The sequence below is a fragment of the Halomonas salipaludis genome (assembly GCF_002286975.1).
GTDB lineage: Bacteria > Pseudomonadota > Gammaproteobacteria > Pseudomonadales > Halomonadaceae > Franzmannia > Franzmannia salipaludis.
In genome coordinates this window covers 106,016-121,994 of the sequence record NZ_NSKB01000010.1, presented here as the reverse complement: position 1 = coordinate 121,994, position 15,979 = coordinate 106,016, and the positions used below count along the sequence as shown (strand labels likewise).

Genomic DNA, 15,979 nt, shown 5'->3' with positions numbered 1-15,979 from the left:
ACGGTATCGGAGACGTCGTATGACGACAGCAGGGCAGTGGAACAGGGCGCGAGCGTGGCTCGTGGTGGGGATGAGCTTGTGCGTGGCGCTGCTGGCGCTGCCCGCGGGTGGCGCTCAGACGTTGGCCCCGGCCATCGAGTCGCAGCTGGCCGCCAGCGGCTCGCGGGATGCCGATCTCGCCGCTTTTTATCGCAGCCGGGCGCATCATGCGCTGTGGCAGTCGCCCGAACGGGTCGAGGCGCTAGTCGGGGCGGTGGCCACATTGCAGGACGACGGCCTGTCGCCGGACGATTACCTGCCCGATGATCTCGTCGAGCGCCGGGCCGCACTCGGCGATGACGAGGCGGCGCGGGTCGCTTTCGAACTGCAGGCGACCCGCGGCCTGCTGACGGCGATGCGCCATCTGGCACGCGGCAAGACCGACCCGCGGCGCCTGGAGCAGGACTGGAGCATTGCGCTGACCGGCTACACGCCGGACTGGGCGGCGCTGTCGCAGCAGCTGGACGCCGGCGATGTCGAGGCGGCACTCGACCAGGCGCGCCCCGAGGCCAGCTTCTACCAGGCGCTGCGCGACGGGCTCTCGCACTACCGTGGCGTGGCCGCCAGCGGTGGCTGGCCCGAGCTGCCCGAACGCGGCGAGTCGCTGCGCGAGGGCGACCGGCATCCCGATGTGGCGCTGCTGCGCCAGCGCCTGGCGGTGGAGCGCGACCCGGCAAGCCTGCCGGCCGACGCCGACTACTATCCGCAGGTCGAGCTGGCTGCTGGGGCGAACGCCAGCGACGATGCCGAGCGCTTCGATGCCGAGCTGGCCCGCGAGGTGCGCTTCTTCCAGCACCGCCACCTGCTCGAGCCGGATGCGGTGGTCGGGCGCCACACCCGGCAGGCGCTCAACGTGCCGGTGGAGGCGCGCGTCGACCAGCTGCGCGTCAACCTCGAGCGCGCCCGCTGGCTGCTGCACGACCTGCCGGCCTCCTACGTACTGGTCGACATCGCCGGCTACGAACTGCATCACGTGCGCGAGCATGGCGACGACTGGCGCACGCGCATCGTGGTCGGCCAGCCGTATCGCGAAACGCCGTCGATTCGCTCCGCGATCACCCATCTGACCTTCAATCCGACCTGGACGATACCGCCGACGATCTTCCGCGAGGACAAGCTGCCGCGCATCCGCGACGACCTCGGCTATCTCGAGGAAGCCAATCTGCGCGTGCTGGCGCCGAGCGGCGAGGAGCTCGACCCCGCTGAGGTCGACTGGGACAACCCCGGCGGCGTGATGCTGCGTCAGGCGGCGGGGGGCGACAACCCGCTCGGCAACCTGGTGATTCGCTTTCCCAACGATCATGCCATCTATCTGCACGACACCCCGGCCCGGTGGCTGTTCAACCGCGCCCAGCGCGCCGCCAGCTCGGGCTGCATTCGGGTCGAGCACGTCGAGGAGCTGGCGCGCCAGCTGCTGGCCGACAGCCAGCGCTGGAGCGCGCGCGACATCGCCACGCGCATCGAGGATGGGCGCACCGGCAACGTCTCGCTGGCCAATCGGGTGCCGGTGATCCTCAGCTACTGGACCGCGAGCCCCGACGAGTTTGGGGGCATCGCCTTCCGACCCGACATCTACGGCCGCGACGTGGCGGTGCGGCGTGCGCTGGACGCCCCGACAGGCTAGTGAAAAATATGTTTGACTCGCGGCGGAGAAACGCGCATTCTGATTTGGTAGTTGGTTAGCAAGTTGTATATCGTCAGTAGAAATCGAACGTTGTCAGATCAATTTCGGTCGCCTGGTGTATCTCCTTGTCTTACCCACTCGATACGGGTAATTCCCGCAACATCATCAAGCATTAGGAAATTGAAAAATGGCAACTGGTACCGTTAAGTGGTTCAACGACACCAAAGGTTTCGGCTTCATCTCTCCGGACGATAACGGCGACGACCTGTTCGCGCACTTCTCCGAAATTCAAGCTGACGGCTTCAAAACCCTGCAAGACGGCCAGAAGGTTTCCTTCGACGTCACCCAGGGCAAGAAAGGCCTTCAGGCTTCCAACATCAAAGTCATCTAATCGCTGACATTTGATGTGTCCCTTCCGAGGGACAATACAAGGCCCGCCATGTGCGGGCCTTGTGCGTTTCTGGGCCCAGATATTTCTACCTCCCGGCGGCTCCATCTCGCCGCTCGCGGCGCTTTAGGGTAGGGTGAGGGTTTTGCCAATCAGGGAACTCGACCCCACCATGAGTGACGCGACCTCCCACGACCCCGGCGAGCTGGTCATCGAGCCGCCGAGCGGCAAGCCTGCCAATGCCTGCGTGATCCTGCTGCACGGCCTGGGCGCCGACGGCAATGACTTCAAGCCGCTGGTGCCGGCGCTCAACCTGCCGGCCTCGCTGGCGGTGCGCTTCGTGCTGCCGCATGCGCCGCGTATGCCGGTGACCATCAACGGCGGCATGCAGATGCCGGCCTGGTACGACATCCTCGAGATGAACCTCGGGCGTCGCGTCGACGAGGCACAGCTGCGCGCCTCGGCGGCACGCGTGCATCGGCTGATCGACGCCGAGATCGCGGCCGGCATCGACAGCCGCCGGATCATCATCGCCGGTTTCTCCCAGGGCGGCGCGGTGGCCTACGAGGCGGCCTTGACCTATCCCCAGCCGCTGGGCGGCCTGCTGGCGCTGTCGACCTACTTCGCCACCGCCGACAGCATCACACCCAGTGAGGCCAACCGCGAGCTAGTCATCGAGGCCCATCACGGCAGCATGGATCCGGTGGTGCCGGAAAGCCTGGGCAAGGCCGGCGCCGAGCGCGCCCGCGCCATGGGCTATCCGGTCAACTTTCGGCGCTACCCCATGCCGCATTCGCTGTGCCCGCAGCAGGTCGCCGATATCGGCCCCTGGCTGGCGGACCGCCTGACACAGGAGTGAACATGGATTCCCTCGACCCAATGGCGGCGCCTGGGCCCGACCGGCGCCTGTCGAGCCCGGCGGCGGCGCGCAATCGCGAGCCGATTCTCAAGGTGCTGCGCGACTGGCTGCCGCCGCGTGGGCGGGTGCTCGAGGTGGCCAGCGGCAGCGGCGAGCATGCGCTGCACTTCGCCACCGCGCTGCCGCACCTGAGCTGGCAGCCCAGCGACCCTAGCGCTACCGCCCGCGCCTCGATCGAGGCGTGGCGCGCCGGGCATGGGCCTGCCAACCTGCTGGCGCCGCTGGCGCTGGACGTAATCCAGCGGCCCTGGCCGGTGCCGGACTTCAATGCGCTGGTGGCCATCAACCTGCTGCATATCTCGCCCTGGACGGTGAGCGAGGCGCTGTTCGCCGAGGCCGGCGCGCGGCTGCCGGAGGGCGGCATGGTCTACCTGTACGGCCCCTTCATGCGCGACGGCGAGCACACTGCCGAGAGCAACGCCGCCTTCGATGCCGACCTGCGCCAGCGCAACCCCGAATGGGGCATTCGCGAGCTGGAGACCATACTGGCGCTGGCTGAGCGTCACGCCTTGGGGGTGGTGGCGGTGGAAGAAATGCCGGCGAATAATCTCAGCGTAGTGTTGCGCGTCGACCCGGCCGGCGGGGCTTGAACTCGGCACTGCTGCCCCAAGTCTATTCCAGAGGCTATCAAGGAGGAGTGAGCATGCACGATCTGTCAAAAGACATCCGCCTGCCCGACGGTTGCCCCAACTGCGGTAGTCACCGTGCACGTGTCTCGCAAGTCGGAAACCCCGACGACAAGGTATTCTGTGCATCCTGCAATACCGTGATCGGCCTGCGCGCCGACGTCATGGAACGCGTCACCAAGGCCTCTCCCAGTGAGGCCGAGCAACTGATCGAGAAAGCCGCCAACAAAAAACCCTCCTGACCGGCGGGCCGATGCCGTTTCCGCATGCCGACGGTCTGTCACTGCTGCTGATGGCGCTGACCACCCTGGTGGTCGGGGCCAGTGCGCTGCACGGCGTGCGCTATCTGCCGGCAAGCGATGCGCCGCGCCGCCGCAGCCTGCTGCTGTGGCCGCTGTTGGCGCTGCTATGGCTGGCGCTGTACACGCTGTTCGCCAGTGGCCACCTGGTCGTCCAGTACCTCGCCCTGGAAGTCACAGCGCTATGCGCTGTGGCGCTGATGCTGCTGCCCGGAAGCCAAGCCTCCCAGGAGGCCGGGCGTCGCTATCTGCTGTGCACCCTCAGCGGCTCGCTGCTGCTACTGCCGTCAGTGGCCTGGCTGGCCGGCCAGCAGCCCGACCTGAGCCTGGTGGCGCTGGCCGAGGTCGAGGTCGCACCCTGGTGGCTGGCGGTGATCAGCGCCGGGCTGCTGATCAAGATGGCGGGGTTTCCGCTGCACGGCTGGCTGCCGCCGGCCCATGCCGCGGCCTGGGTCCCGGTGAGTACGGTACACGCCGCGCTGGTGATCAAGGCCGCCTTCTTCATGGCCGTGAGCATATGGACCACGCTGGCGCCGGCGGCGCTGAGCGGCGCACAGCTGCTCGGCTGGCTGGGTAGCGTGGCCATCGTGTGGGGCAGCCTGCTGGCCTGGCGCCAGACCGAGCTCAAGGGGGTGGTGGCCTACTCCACGGTGGCCCAGGTCGGCTACCTGCTGCTGCTGTTTCCGCTGCTGTTCGGCACCGCCGAGGCGGTCGCCACCCTGGCCTGGCAGAGCACCTGGCTGCTGGTGATCAGCCACGCGCTGGCCAAGGCGGCGATGTTCATGGCGGTGGGCAGCCTGGTGCTGGCCATGGGGCGCGGTGACCTGGCCGGGCTGTCGGGCGTCGGCCAGCGCCTGCCGCTGTCGCTGCTGGTGTTCGGCCTGGCTGCGGTCTCGCTGCTGGGGCTGCCACCGAGCGGCGGCTTTACCGCCAAGTGGATGCTGCTGCACGCGGCGATCCTCGCCCAGCAGTGGCAGTGGGTGGTGGTGGTCGCGGTGGGGACGCTACTCGGCGCCGCCTATGTGTTCCGGGTCTTCCGCTACTGCTTTGTCGTCCCCGAGCAGGAGCAGGAGATCCGCGTGCCGCCGGTGTCGCTGGATATCATCGCGCTGCTGCTGGCGCTGGCCGCCATGGGCGCCGGCCTGGCCGCCGCGCCGCTGGTGTCGTTGATCGGAGGCCCGCCATGAACGACAACCCAGGATTGCTGCTGGTGACCCTGGCCGCGTCGCTGCTGGTGGCGCCGCTGATCTTCCTGCTGCCGGAGCGCGCCTGGCTGGCGCGTACCACGCTGAACCTGGGGGCGGCGTTGCTCAAACTGGGCCTGGTAACGCTGATGGTGGCCGGGCTGGCTCGCGGCGACAGCTACGCCTTCGGCTTCACGGTAGTGGAGGGGGTAAGCTTCCAGCTGCGTGCCGACCCGCTGGGCATCATGTTCGCCGGGCTGTCGTCGCTGCTGTGGCTGTTCACCACCCTGTATGCCATCGGCTACCTGGAAGGCTCGCCTAACCGCAAGCGCTTCTTCGGTTTCTTCAGCCTGTGCGTGGCCAGCACCCTGGGCATCGCCCTGGCCGGCAACCTGTTCACCTTCATGCTGTTCTACGAGCTGCTGACGCTCTCCACCTATCCGCTGGTGGTCCACCGCGGCACGCCCAAGGCGCTGGCCGCCGGGGCCACCTACCTGCGTTACACCGTCAGCGGTGGCGTGCTGCTGCTGATCGCGGTAGTGGCGCTGCACGTGCTGGCCGGCGAGGTCAACTTCGGCCAGCGCGAGGTGCTGGCCGATCTGGGGCCAGAGCACCATGCATGGCTGATCGGCATCTTCGTGCTGCTGATGCTGGGGCTAGGGGTCAAGGCGGCGCTGGTGCCGCTGCACGGCTGGCTGCCCCAGGCGATGGTGGCGCCGGCGCCGGTCAGCGCGCTGCTCCACGCGGTGGCGGTGGTCAAGGCCGGGGCCTTCGGCATCGTGCGCGTGGTCTACGACGTCTATGGCATCGCCCTGAGCTATGAGCTGGGGCTGCTGACCGGGCTTGCCATCGCGGCCTCGTTCACCATCCTGTACGGCTCGCTGCGGGCCCTGGCCCAGGTCGATATCAAGCGCCGCCTGGCGTTCTCCACGGTCAGCCAGGTCTCCTACATCATGCTCGGCATCAGCCTGTTCGGCCCGATGGGGACCATCGCCGGGCTGGCGCATCTGCTGCATCAGGGGCTGATGAAGGTCACGCTGTTCTTCTGCGCCGGCAACTACGCCGAGGAGCTGGGTATCCACCGTATCGATGAGCTGGACGGGGTAGGGCGGCGCATGCCCGGCACCAGCCTGGCCTTCACGCTGGGGGCGCTGGGCATGATCGGCATCCCGCCGCTGGTCGGCTTTCTCAGCAAGTGGTACCTGGGCATGGGGGCGATTCAGGCCGGCATGTCGTGGGTGATCGCGGTGCTGGTGGCCAGCAGCCTGCTCAATGCCGCCTACTTCCTGCCGATCCTCTACCGGCTGTGGTTCAAGCCCGGCCCGCTGGAGGGCGTCGGCACCTGGCCCGAGGAGCGTCGCCTGGGCCGGCTCGAGACCAGCGCCTGGCTGCTGTGGCCAGCGCTGGCCACGGCGGCTTTCAGCCTGCTGGCGGGTGTCTTTGCCGGCTTGCCGTTCAGCCCGCTGAGCTGGGCAAGCCTGATCGCCACTCAGGAGTACCTGCCATGAGCCTGGCGCATATGCTACTGCTGACGGTGGCCTGGCCGCTGGCCATGGCGGCGCTGGTGGCGGGCACCCTGGCCTGGCGTCACGGCCGCGCGCTAATCGAACAGCGCAGCTCGGGGCGCTATGTGGTGCCTCCGGGCATCGCTGGCGACTGGCCGTATCGCTGGCGTGTAGCGCTGTGGGCCAGTGCGCCGCTGCCGGCCCTGGGCGTCGCGCTGGCGCTGCCCGAGGCGTCGCTCACGCTTGACTGGTGGCTGCTCGGCGGCGAGTGGCGGCTGGACGGCACGCGCCGCGCGCTGCTCGGCTTCACCGCGCTGCTGTGGGCGCTGGCCGGTGGCTACGCCCATGGCTACCTGGGCGGCAAGGCGCGTCGTGCGCGGCATGGCGACCCGGATGCCGAGCGCGACCTGCAGGCGTTCGTGCTGCTCTGGCCGCTGACCCTGGCCGGCAACCTGATGCTGATCGTCGCCGAGGATATTGCCAGCTTCTACACCGGCTTCGCGATCATGACCTTCGCCGCCTACGGCCTGGTGGTCAATGCCGGCAGCCGCGAGGCGTATCGCGGCGGTCGCGCCTATCTGATCATGGCGATCCTCGGCGAGGGCATGATCCTGGCCGGGCTGCTGTGGGCGGCGGCCAGCGCCGAGACGCTGACCCTGACCGGCCTGCGCGAAGGCTTGGCGGTGGCGCCCCAGGCCAATGCCATGGCCGCGCTGCTGTGGCTGGGCTTCGGCGTCAAGGCCGGGGTGATCGGCCTGCACGTGTGGCTGCCGCTGGCGCATCCGGTGGCGCCAACGCCTGCTAGTGCGGTGCTCAGCGGGGCGATGATCAAGGCCGGCCTGCTGGGCTGGTGGCAGACGTTGCCGCTGGGGCTGACGGCGCTTACCGGGCTGGGGCGCGTGATGATGATCGCGGGACTGATCGCGGCCTTCGGCGCGGCGCTGTATGGCGTGACCCAGCGCCACCCCAAGGCGGTGCTGGCCTACTCCAGCGTCAGTCAGATGGGCATGATGACCACGCTGGTGGGGCTGGCCCTTATCGCCCCGTCGCTGTGGCCGATGCTGGCCCCGGCGCTGGTGCTGTTCGCCGTCCATCACGGGCTCAACAAGGGCGCGCTGTTCCTGGGCGTAGGCATCACCGAGCATCCGCCGCGGCTGCCGGGCTGGCTGCTGTGGCTACTGCTGGCGCTGCCGGCGCTGTCGCTGGCCGGCGGCCTGGCCAGCGGCTTGATGGCCAAGTGGGTGCTCAAGGCGGGGCTCTACGACGCCGGCTGGAGCTGGCTGGTCACGCTGCTGACCTGGGCGGCACTCGGCACCAGCCTGCTGATGGCTCGCACCCTGTGGTGCCAGGCCCACGCCTGGCGGGAGGCGCGCCGCCATGGCGCTGCCCCGGCGCCTTTGTCGATGACCCTGGCCTGGGCGCTGTGTGCGCTGCTGGCCGCCGCCGTGCCCTGGTGGCTGACGCTGCCCGAGGCGCCCGCCGGCGCGGTGCAAGCCACCGACCTGCCGCCCTGGGGCGAGCTTCCTGGCCTGCTGTGGCCGGTGATGTTGGGGGCGGTAGTCACCGCAGCGCTGGTGGTGGCCTGCCATCTCGAACCGCGGCTGCATACGCGCATCAGCCGTGCCGAACGCCTGCCACCCGGCGATCTCTGGCCGCTCTACGTGCACCTGGCAAGCTCGCTGAGTGGCCCCCTGCGCCGCGGGGTGGCGCGGCTAAGCAATGCCCAGGAAACCGCCCAGGATCTCGCCGCTGGCTGTGGACGTCATGCCATGGCCTGGCTGATGGCACTGCAGCGCTGGGAAGCCTGGCTGCGCCGCTGGGCAGTGCCGCTGATGGTAGGGTTGGTTGGTGTGCTGTGGCTGGCGCTGGCGGGTTAACGGCTGCTGCGCCCCGGATATCCGGGGCGCGGCGGTGGCTCAGCGTTCGGTGGCGGCTACCACCTCGATCTCCACCAGCCATTCCGGGTTAGCAAGGTCGGCGACACCGACCACTGAACGGGTTGGGAGGTTAGGCTGATCTTCGGTGCCGAAGAACGTGGTGTAGCCATCCATAAAGCCGCTGAAGTCGATACGGCCGGTTTCCTCGGTGGGCACCAGGAATACGGTCATTTTGACGACATCCGACATATCGAGGTCGAGCCGCTCCAGGTTCCCCTCGATGCGCTCCAGCACGGAGATCGTCTGTGCTTCCGTATCACCGAACTCACCGTCGTCATCGGCCAGAGGCACGGTACCGCTGAGGTAGGTGAGATTAACGTCGCTGAGGGTTACGGCCTGCAGGATTGGAAAATCCGAGTCCGGTATCGGATGGCGCTCGATGGCGTCTGCCTGGGCTCCGGTCGCCATGGCCGTAGCCAGCAGAGTGGTGGCAATTGCGTACTTGATCGTCATTGTTACTCCTCTCTTCCCATTTTGGCGGTTGCCGTTACTTTCAGCCTCTCGATATCTGAGGCGCTAAGGTCGGTGTCGGTGTCATTGAAGGTTTCACGAATGTAGCCGAGGATCTCAGCCAACTCTGTGCTGGCCAGCTCTTCGCCGAAGGAGGGCATGCCGGCGCGGCCATAGGCCACTACCCGAATCAAGTCCTCCAGATCACCCGCGACGAAGTCGCTATCGGTGAGGGCGGGAAAGGCGCCCTGGATGCCGCTGCCATCGACCATATGACAGGCCGAGCAGTTCTGCTGATAGAGGGATTCGCCATCGGCGCTTGCGGGGAGTGCTGCCATCAGCGGCAGGGCGGTAATGAGGGGGAAAGTGATCAGCTGCTTCATGAGGACATCGCCATCTCGTGCAGCTTTTCGATCTGCAGCCAGGATGACTCGATGGCGCCTGCCATCCAGCCTGTCATGTAGCTAAGGTGCTCTCCGGCCAGCAGTACGCGCCCCTGAGGCTCATTGAGTAGCGGATAGCTGTTCTGTCGAGCCTCGTCGGACCAGCTGGCCCAGCCGCCAAGGTTTTCCGGGACCAGGTGCCAGGCGGTGCTGAAGGCCGTCTCGAAGTCGCGCCGGTAGCCGGCATGAATTTTCTCGCCGACGCCCAGGGCCTTGTCGATACGCTGCTCCCGGGGCAGAGCACTGAACTGTGCGGCATTGGCGCCGAAGTTGTAGACCCCTTGCAGGATGCCCTTTTTCCCCTGCCAGCCGGTGGAGGGGTAGCTGATGTTGCCCACTTCGCTATTGTGGGTAAAAGAGTGGCCGCCGAAGACATGGTCCTCGACCTCCCAGAACCGGCTCTTCATTTGCAGGGCCAGTTTGCAGGTCGGGGTATAGCTAACGGCGTCCATGGCACTGCGGAACTCCTCCGTAAAGTCATTCTCGATATTGCGCAGCACCGACAGCGGAATGGTGCATAGGCAGTAATCCCCCGCCAGTTGCCGGGACTCTCCGGCGTCACCGTCCTGATAGTCCACCACCACTCCGTCCTCGCTCTGTTGCAGGCGGGTAACCCGAGCGCCAAAGGTGATAGTGTCACCGAGTTGTTCTTCGAATGCCTGAGGTATGCGGTCCATGCCGCCGATCGGCTGGAACATGGTCTTTTGCTGGGTGTAACCGCTCACCGAGCTGACGATGCCGAAGAGGTCGGAATTCAGCAGCGCTGAGAGAGCGTGTGGCGATGAGGCCTCACCCGGGTTGAGACCCGCCCCCGGGTCGCTGGCGTAGCCACGGCCACCGGTACCCAAGTAATCGAGGCTCTCGCGGTCGAGATGGCCTTCGCCGACCAGAAATTCCAGAAACTTCTCACGCTCCTCGGCAGTAAGGGGAACGTCCAGGGCATTCTGGTCGACATGCTTGGCGAGGATCTCCGCTGTATGGCCACGCATATCGGCGATGATTTCTTTCTGGCGCACTGCCTGGCCGTTCAGGGCACCTTCTCCATCACGGTAGGCAAAGGCGGCTTCGTTGTGATTGACGAAAATCTCGAGGGGAATCCCGAATTCCTGGGTGTAGTGGAGTGTCGAGCGGTGGTGATAGGGAATTCGCCAGGGCCCATGGTTGAAGTACTCGCCGTCATCGAAGTCACAGACTTCGTCATCCTGACCCAGCTGAGGCAGAACGAAACCCCGGCGTGCCGTCTGGCAGCGCCCCCCTGAGTACCGGCGGGCTTCCAGTACCTTGCAGTTATAGCCTTGGCGGCCTAGTTCGTAAGCGGCAACCAAGCCGGCCAATCCGGCGCCGAGGATAATGACCGTCTTGCCGTTACCGTCACCGGAGAGGGGGGGCGGACGATCCTGGGCCGAAGCGATGCCGATATTGAAGGCGGCAAGTCCCGACATCAGCATGCCCGCGCCGCCGACGGCCCCAAGGGCCTGCAGGAAATGGCGGCGGGTCAGCTGTCCTGTGATGGCGCCTGTCCTGTCCCGTCCGCCGGATGATAATGGCGTTTGTTGTTCATGCATCTGCGATTCCTCCATGTCAGACAATGGGGACATCGCAGCATCCATGCCAAGTTCGAGTATTCCTTCATTAGACAACGAGGTATGAGGACATTCGTCAGTACGGCTTCGTTAGCCTGCAATGTAACTGCACCAACATGACGAGTCTGATGGGCGTCACCTGAGGAGGTGGTGCAGTGGGCAAGCCTGATGGAAGCTTGTGAGTACGATCCCACGGCAATCCCCGCGCATCGGCATTGCCGAGGCGCGGGGATTCGGGGTGCTGGGGTGGGTTACAGCAGCTCTTCGGCGGCCAGCGCCAGGCGTGAGCGTTCGACGCTCTTGAGGGTGATATGGCCGGCGTGGGGCCAGTCGCGGAAGCGTTCGACCACCGCCGCCATGCCGCAGGTGTTGGCGGTGAGGTAGGGGGTGTCGATCTGGCCGACGTTGCCCAGGCAGACGATCTTGGTGTTGCGCCCGGCACGGCTGACCAGCGCCTTGAGCTGCTTGGGCGTGAAGTTCTGCGCCTCGTCGATGATCAGGAAGGTGTCGTTCAAGGTGCGCCCACGCATGAAGCCCGGCGAGCGGATCTGTACCCGCGAGCCGAGCAGCTGGCGGGTGGCGCCGTTGTCCCAGCTGGTGTCGCCATCCTCGCTACGCAGCAGGTTGTCCATGTTGTCGTGGAAGGCGCCCATCCACGGTGACATCTTCTCCTCCTCGGTGCCGGGCAGAAAGCCGATGTCTTCGCCCATGGGGATCGGCGCGCGGGTGAACACGATGCGTTCGAACTGCTTGGCGTCGAGGGTCTGTTGGAAGGCAGCGGCCAAGGTCATGAAGGTCTTGCCGGTACCGGCGTTGCCGGCGATGGTGACCAGGTCGATCTCCGGGTCCATCAGCAGGTTGAGGGTGAAGTTCTGACGGCTGTCGTGGGCGTGCACGCCCCACACCCCGGCGTGGTGGCGGTAGTTGGTGAGCAGCTGCAGGCGCGCCGTGCTGGGTGTCAGCTCGCGCACGATGGCCTCGAAGTCGGCGCCGTTGTCGCTGTCCGAGACCAGCATGCCGACGTGCCAGTCGCGCGGCGTCTCGCCGCTGAGCTGGTAGAAAGTGTGGTGGTCGACGCGCTCGACCCTGACCTCGACATTGAGGCACTCCCACAGCCCGTTGCCGTCCTGGCCGGCATCGGCATAGACCTTGGCGCCCTCGATCATGGCGTCGCTGTCGGAGAAGGCGCGGTCGTTGAGGTAGTCCTCCACCGGCACTCTGAGCGCCGAGGCCTTGACCCGCAGGTTGATGTCCTTGGTGACCAGGATCACCGAGGCGTCGGGACGCTCGTCGCGCAGCCGGCAGGTCTCGGCGAGGATGCGGTTGTCGGGGCTGTCCTCGAGGTTGTCGAGGGGCTTGAGGTCCTGGTAGCAGAGAAACCGCAAACGCCCCGTCTCACCGCTGATGCGAGGGATGGGGATGCCCTGCTGGATGTCGTCGAAACTGACCTGGCTGGTGATATCGGAGAGGGTGCGGCTGACTTGCCGAGCGGTACGCGCGATCTCGCGGATGCCGTTCTTGTGCTTGTCGAGTTCTTCGAGGACGGTCATCGGGATGACCACATCGTGCTCTTCGAACTGATAAAGCGCGGCGGGGTCGTGAATCAGGACGTTGGTGTCCAGTACGTAAAGCCTCGTGGCCTTCTTGTCGAGTCGTACCATCGGTGGAAGCACTCCTTGGTTGACGGCAATGTCGACACTGGCAGTGACACCTTACGGTCATGTGACAGGCTGTCATCTAGTGCCCAGCGTCGCTTCCATGATGCGTGCGCTACGTTCCTCCTCTTCGAGTGTGGCAGTCATGCTTTCGATATTAGCATGTGCCGTGAGCTTCGATTTCGCCACTTTTGGTGTCAACGCTGTGTCATTCCTGTTGCAGGTAGACGCTGTCGATGTCCAGCGTGGAGCATTTGCCGAGGTCGTCGAAGGAGGCATCGAGCCAGGCGTCGCAGGCCGCCCGGCCGCTGTCGCGCAGCTTGCACAGGAACGCCCACTCGGCGTTCATCTTGCTCGACACCGATAGCCCTTCCAGGGCGTCGTCGGCGCTGATGCGGTGGAACAGGGTGTCACGGTAGCAGCCGATATCCATGCCGCTATCGCTGATCAGGCCCTTGAGCATGGCAGCCATGCGCACTTCCTTGATCAGCGACGCGTTGAAGGTGATCTCGTTCATGCGGTTGAGGATCGCCGCGGCGCTGGTCGGCACCTCGTCGCGTTCGATGGGGTTGATCTGCACGATCACGATGTCCCGCGAGCCGCACTCCTCCATCAGCGGGAACAGCGCCGGGTTGCCGACGTAGCCGCCGTCCCAGTAGGCGCGGCCGTCGATTTCCACGGCCTGGAACATGAACGGCAGGCAGGCCGAGGCCATCACCGCATCGGCGCTCATCTCCTCGCGGCGAAAGACCCGTTGCTTGCCACTCTTCACATCGGTGGCACACACGAACAGCTTGAGCGAGTCGCAGCGACGAACCCGCTCGAAGTCGACCAGCTCGGCCAGCAGGTCGCGCAGCGGATTGAGGTTGAAGGGGTTGAACTGGTAGGGCGACACCACGCGGCTCATGAAATCCATCATCAGATAGCCGGGGGAGTGGTCGAGGCTCCAGTTGCCGAGCAGCATGTCCAGCGGGGTGCGCTTGATGGGGCTGGTCATGGCGGCGTCGCTGACCGCGCGCCAGAAGGCCTCCAGCCCTTCCCGCGCGGCTTGCTCGCCGCCGCGGGTCAGCCCCTCGGCCACCACCACGGCGTTCATGGCGCCGGCACTGGTACCGCTGATGCCCTCTATTTCGATGCGCGGGTCTTCCAGCAGGCGGTCTATCACGCCCCAGGTGAAGGCGCCGTGTGCGCCTCCGCCCTGAAGCGCCAGGTCAATGGCTTTGGTCTCTGGCATGTCGCCTCCCTGGCGTTGATGCAATGCAATATGTGCTGAGCATAGTGGGCACCGTCGCCGCCCACCAAGTCAACGCTTAACGCCGGCGGGGATTTGAAACCCGCCCGCGGCAAGGCCTAGGCTGGAAACATGACCCGTGCCATGAGGGCAGCGGGTTGAAATGGCAGCCATCCTGGCTGCCGCTGACGCGGAGGGATTCGCACATGAGCCACAACGTAGCCAGCATCATCGTCGAGACGTTACAGCAGGCCGGCGCCAAGCGCTGCTATGGCGTGGCCGGCGATACGCTCAATCACTTCACCGACAGCCTGCGCCAGAGCGATATCCAGTGGGTGCCGGTACGCCATGAGGAGGTAGGCGGCTTCGCCGCCGGCGGCGAGGCCTACATGACCGGCGAGCTGGCGCTGTGTGCCGGCTCCTGCGGGCCGGGCAGTCTGCACTTCGTCAACGGCCTGTACGATGCCCACCGCAATGGTGCGCCGGTGGTCCTCATCGCCTCTCAGGTACCGGTTGGCGAGTCGGGAGTGGGGTTCCCCCAGGCAGTCGACCAGTCACCGATCTTCAAGCAGTACAGCGTGTTCTGCGAGACCTTGGCCTCCCCCGAGCAGGCCCGCCGCATGGCCGCCATCGCCGCCCAGACGGCGCTGGCCAAGCGCGGCGTAGCGGTGTTGATCGTGCCCGGCGACCTGTTTACCCAGACGCCGTCCCAGGACCTGCCCTACCGGGCGCATCGCTTCGACTACGCGCTGCGCCCCAGCGCCGAATCGTTCGTACCGGCAGTCAAGCAGCTCAACCGCGGCGGCAAGATCTCGATCTTCGCCGGCTCCGGCTGCGAACACGCCCGCGAGCAGGTGCTGGCGCTGGCGGAGAAGCTCAAGGCGCCAGTGGCCTGGACCTCGCGAGCCAAGGACTTCATCGAACACGACAACCCCTATCAGGTGGGCATGACCGGGGTCTTCGGTCTGGAAGGCGGCTATGAAGCGGTGGCCGAATGCGACACTCTGCTGCTGTTGGGCTGCAACTTCGCCTGGACCCAGTTCTACCCTGACAAGGCGACTATCATCCAGGTCGACCATGACCCTGCGCAGATCGGGCGCCGCCACCCGGTGGATATCGGCCTGGTCGGCAGCACCCGGGACACCTGCGAGGCGCTGCTCGAGGTGGTCGAGGAGCAGACCAGCACGCGCTGGCTCGACAAGTGCCTGAAGCGCTACCGCAAGTCGCTGGAGAAGTCGGCGCATAACACCCGCGATGACGGCCTGATCCACCCCCAGGAGTTGACCTTGGCGGTGGACCGCCTGGCCGCCGAGGACGCGATCGTCACTGCTGATACCGGCAGCCCGATGGTGTGGATGCTGCGCCATATTCAGACCCATGGCCGGCGTCGCACCCTGGCTAGCCTGCAGCACGGCACCATGGCCAACGCCTACCCCCAGGCGATCGGCATTCAGCTTGCCTACCCACAGCGCCAGGTAGTGGCGATGTGTGGCGACGGCGGGCTAGCGATGCTGCTCGGCGACCTGCTGACCCTGGTGCAGGAGCGGATCCCGCTCAAGCTGGTGGTCTACAACAACGCCTCGCTGGGCTTCGTCGAGCTGGAGCAGAAGGTGGAAGGGCTGCTCGATGCCTTCACCGGCCTAACCAACCCAGATTTCGGGCGCGTGGCCGAGGCCATCGGCATGTGGGGCAAGCGCGTCGAGCGCGAAGACGAGCTCGACGCGGCCCTCGGCGAGCTGTTCGCCCAGCCGGGGCCAGCCCTGCTGGATGTGAAGGTCAACCCCATGGAGCTGGTGATGCCGCCCAAGGTGGAAGCCGGGCAGGTCGCCTCCACCGCGCTCTATTCCGGCAAGGCAGTGCTCGCCGGGCGCATGGATGAGGTGGTGAGCCTGGTCAAGAGCAACTTCCTCAAGCGTTGAATCAGCACGGGCGCTCGGTGGGTGTCCGTGCTCTCACGCCTCGATCATCACACGCTCGCCGTCGAACGCGCTGGCCAGGTGCGAAGCTCAACGTCGTCTTTCCGCAAGGCGCTGGTCATCAGCGCGTCCTGACACTGCCGTTTGACGCCCTTATGCCGGCTAACTAGCTTGAATCGG

General features: G+C 66.1%; 14 protein-coding genes. 9 read left to right on the top strand and 5 right to left on the bottom strand.

Translation table 11 applies throughout. The features are described 5' to 3' along the window. Positions 1–19 precede the first annotated feature (19 nt). The 8 genes from CK498_RS22315 to CK498_RS22280 all read left to right on the top strand — a co-directional run bounded on the left by CK498_RS22315 (position 20) and on the right by CK498_RS22280 (position 8,461). Positions 20–1,663, top strand: coding sequence for a L,D-transpeptidase family protein (locus tag CK498_RS22315; RefSeq protein ID WP_095623063.1), 1,644 nt, complete (start codon positions 20–22; stop codon positions 1,661–1,663). A gap of 187 nt (positions 1,664–1,850) precedes the next feature. After that, positions 1,851–2,054: a cold-shock protein gene (locus tag CK498_RS22310; protein WP_076746630.1), complete on the top strand. Its 204-nt coding sequence runs from the start codon at positions 1,851–1,853 to the stop codon at positions 2,052–2,054. Between the two features lie 169 nt (positions 2,055–2,223). Next, the gene (locus CK498_RS22305) at positions 2,224–2,910 is read left to right on the top strand and encodes an alpha/beta hydrolase (RefSeq protein WP_095623062.1); all 687 of its coding nucleotides are present in this window, start codon (positions 2,224–2,226) and stop codon (positions 2,908–2,910) included. Between the two features lie 2 nt (positions 2,911–2,912). Continuing rightward, positions 2,913–3,560: a DUF938 domain-containing protein gene (locus tag CK498_RS22300; RefSeq protein WP_229359187.1), complete on the top strand. Its 648-nt coding sequence runs from the start codon at positions 2,913–2,915 to the stop codon at positions 3,558–3,560. Between the two features lie 53 nt (positions 3,561–3,613). Beyond that, positions 3,614–3,838, top strand: coding sequence for a hypothetical protein (locus CK498_RS22295; RefSeq protein ID WP_095623061.1), 225 nt, complete (start codon positions 3,614–3,616; stop codon positions 3,836–3,838). A gap of 11 nt (positions 3,839–3,849) precedes the next feature. Continuing rightward, on the top strand, positions 3,850–5,082 hold the full coding sequence (locus CK498_RS22290) for a complex I subunit 5 family protein (protein ID WP_095623060.1): 1,233 nt from the start codon (positions 3,850–3,852) through the stop codon (positions 5,080–5,082). Continuing rightward, positions 5,079–6,587 carry a complex I subunit 5 family protein gene (locus tag CK498_RS22285; protein WP_095623059.1) on the top strand — a complete coding sequence of 503 codons (1,509 nt, stop codon included), beginning with the start codon at positions 5,079–5,081 and terminating at the stop codon, positions 6,585–6,587. Before CK498_RS22290 ends, CK498_RS22285 begins: the two co-directional genes overlap by 4 nt. Next, the gene (locus tag CK498_RS22280; RefSeq protein ID WP_095623058.1) at positions 6,584–8,461 is read left to right on the top strand and encodes a complex I subunit 5 family protein; all 1,878 of its coding nucleotides are present in this window, start codon (positions 6,584–6,586) and stop codon (positions 8,459–8,461) included. The genes CK498_RS22285 and CK498_RS22280 overlap by 4 nt, the downstream gene beginning before the upstream one ends. A gap of 39 nt (positions 8,462–8,500) precedes the next feature. Here the strand turns inward: CK498_RS22280 and CK498_RS22275 are convergent, their stop codons facing one another. The 5 genes from CK498_RS22275 to CK498_RS22255 all read right to left on the bottom strand — a co-directional run bounded on the left by CK498_RS22275 (position 8,501) and on the right by CK498_RS22255 (position 13,886). Next, complete coding sequence (locus tag CK498_RS22275; RefSeq protein ID WP_095623057.1) at positions 8,501–8,974, bottom strand: RidA family protein; 474 nt, start codon at positions 8,972–8,974, stop codon at positions 8,501–8,503. Between the two features lie 2 nt (positions 8,975–8,976). Beyond that, the gene (locus CK498_RS22270) at positions 8,977–9,354 is read right to left on the bottom strand and encodes a c-type cytochrome (RefSeq protein WP_095623056.1); all 378 of its coding nucleotides are present in this window, start codon (positions 9,352–9,354) and stop codon (positions 8,977–8,979) included. Then, positions 9,351–10,979 (bottom strand): flavin monoamine oxidase family protein, encoded by a 1,629-nt coding sequence (locus tag CK498_RS22265; RefSeq protein WP_217987837.1) that lies wholly within the window; start codon positions 10,977–10,979, stop codon positions 9,351–9,353. The genes CK498_RS22270 and CK498_RS22265 overlap by 4 nt, the downstream gene beginning before the upstream one ends. A gap of 269 nt (positions 10,980–11,248) precedes the next feature. Then, positions 11,249–12,658, bottom strand: coding sequence for a PhoH family protein (locus CK498_RS22260; RefSeq protein ID WP_095623055.1), 1,410 nt, complete (start codon positions 12,656–12,658; stop codon positions 11,249–11,251). Positions 12,659–12,860: 202 nt separating this feature from the next. Beyond that, positions 12,861–13,886: a patatin-like phospholipase family protein gene (locus CK498_RS22255; protein WP_095623054.1), complete on the bottom strand. Its 1,026-nt coding sequence runs from the start codon at positions 13,884–13,886 to the stop codon at positions 12,861–12,863. Positions 13,887–14,089: 203 nt separating this feature from the next. Between CK498_RS22255 and CK498_RS22250 the strand changes: the two genes are divergently transcribed. Then, entirely contained in the window at positions 14,090–15,802 is a 1,713-nt protein-coding gene (locus CK498_RS22250) for a thiamine pyrophosphate-dependent enzyme (protein WP_095623053.1), read from the top strand. Positions 15,803–15,979 lie beyond the last annotated feature (177 nt).

Coding starts and splice junctions, on each gene's coding strand:
- CK498_RS22315 (WP_095623063.1), top strand. CDS start 20: ATGACGACAGCAGGGCAGTGGAACAGGGCGCGAGCGTGGCTCGTGGTG.
- CK498_RS22310 (WP_076746630.1), top strand. CDS start 1,851: ATGGCAACTGGTACCGTTAAGTGGTTCAACGACACCAAAGGTTTCGGC.
- CK498_RS22305 (WP_095623062.1), top strand. CDS start 2,224: ATGAGTGACGCGACCTCCCACGACCCCGGCGAGCTGGTCATCGAGCCG.
- CK498_RS22300 (WP_229359187.1), top strand. CDS start 2,913: ATGGATTCCCTCGACCCAATGGCGGCGCCTGGGCCCGACCGGCGCCTG.
- CK498_RS22295 (WP_095623061.1), top strand. CDS start 3,614: ATGCACGATCTGTCAAAAGACATCCGCCTGCCCGACGGTTGCCCCAAC.
- CK498_RS22290 (WP_095623060.1), top strand. CDS start 3,850: ATGCCGTTTCCGCATGCCGACGGTCTGTCACTGCTGCTGATGGCGCTG.
- CK498_RS22285 (WP_095623059.1), top strand. CDS start 5,079: ATGAACGACAACCCAGGATTGCTGCTGGTGACCCTGGCCGCGTCGCTG.
- CK498_RS22280 (WP_095623058.1), top strand. CDS start 6,584: ATGAGCCTGGCGCATATGCTACTGCTGACGGTGGCCTGGCCGCTGGCC.
- CK498_RS22275 (WP_095623057.1), bottom strand. CDS start 8,974: ATGACGATCAAGTACGCAATTGCCACCACTCTGCTGGCTACGGCCATG.
- CK498_RS22270 (WP_095623056.1), bottom strand. CDS start 9,354: ATGAAGCAGCTGATCACTTTCCCCCTCATTACCGCCCTGCCGCTGATG.
- CK498_RS22265 (WP_217987837.1), bottom strand. CDS start 10,979: ATGCATGAACAACAAACGCCATTATCATCCGGCGGACGGGACAGGACA.
- CK498_RS22260 (WP_095623055.1), bottom strand. CDS start 12,658: ATGGTACGACTCGACAAGAAGGCCACGAGGCTTTACGTACTGGACACC.
- CK498_RS22255 (WP_095623054.1), bottom strand. CDS start 13,886: ATGCCAGAGACCAAAGCCATTGACCTGGCGCTTCAGGGCGGAGGCGCA.
- CK498_RS22250 (WP_095623053.1), top strand. CDS start 14,090: ATGAGCCACAACGTAGCCAGCATCATCGTCGAGACGTTACAGCAGGCC.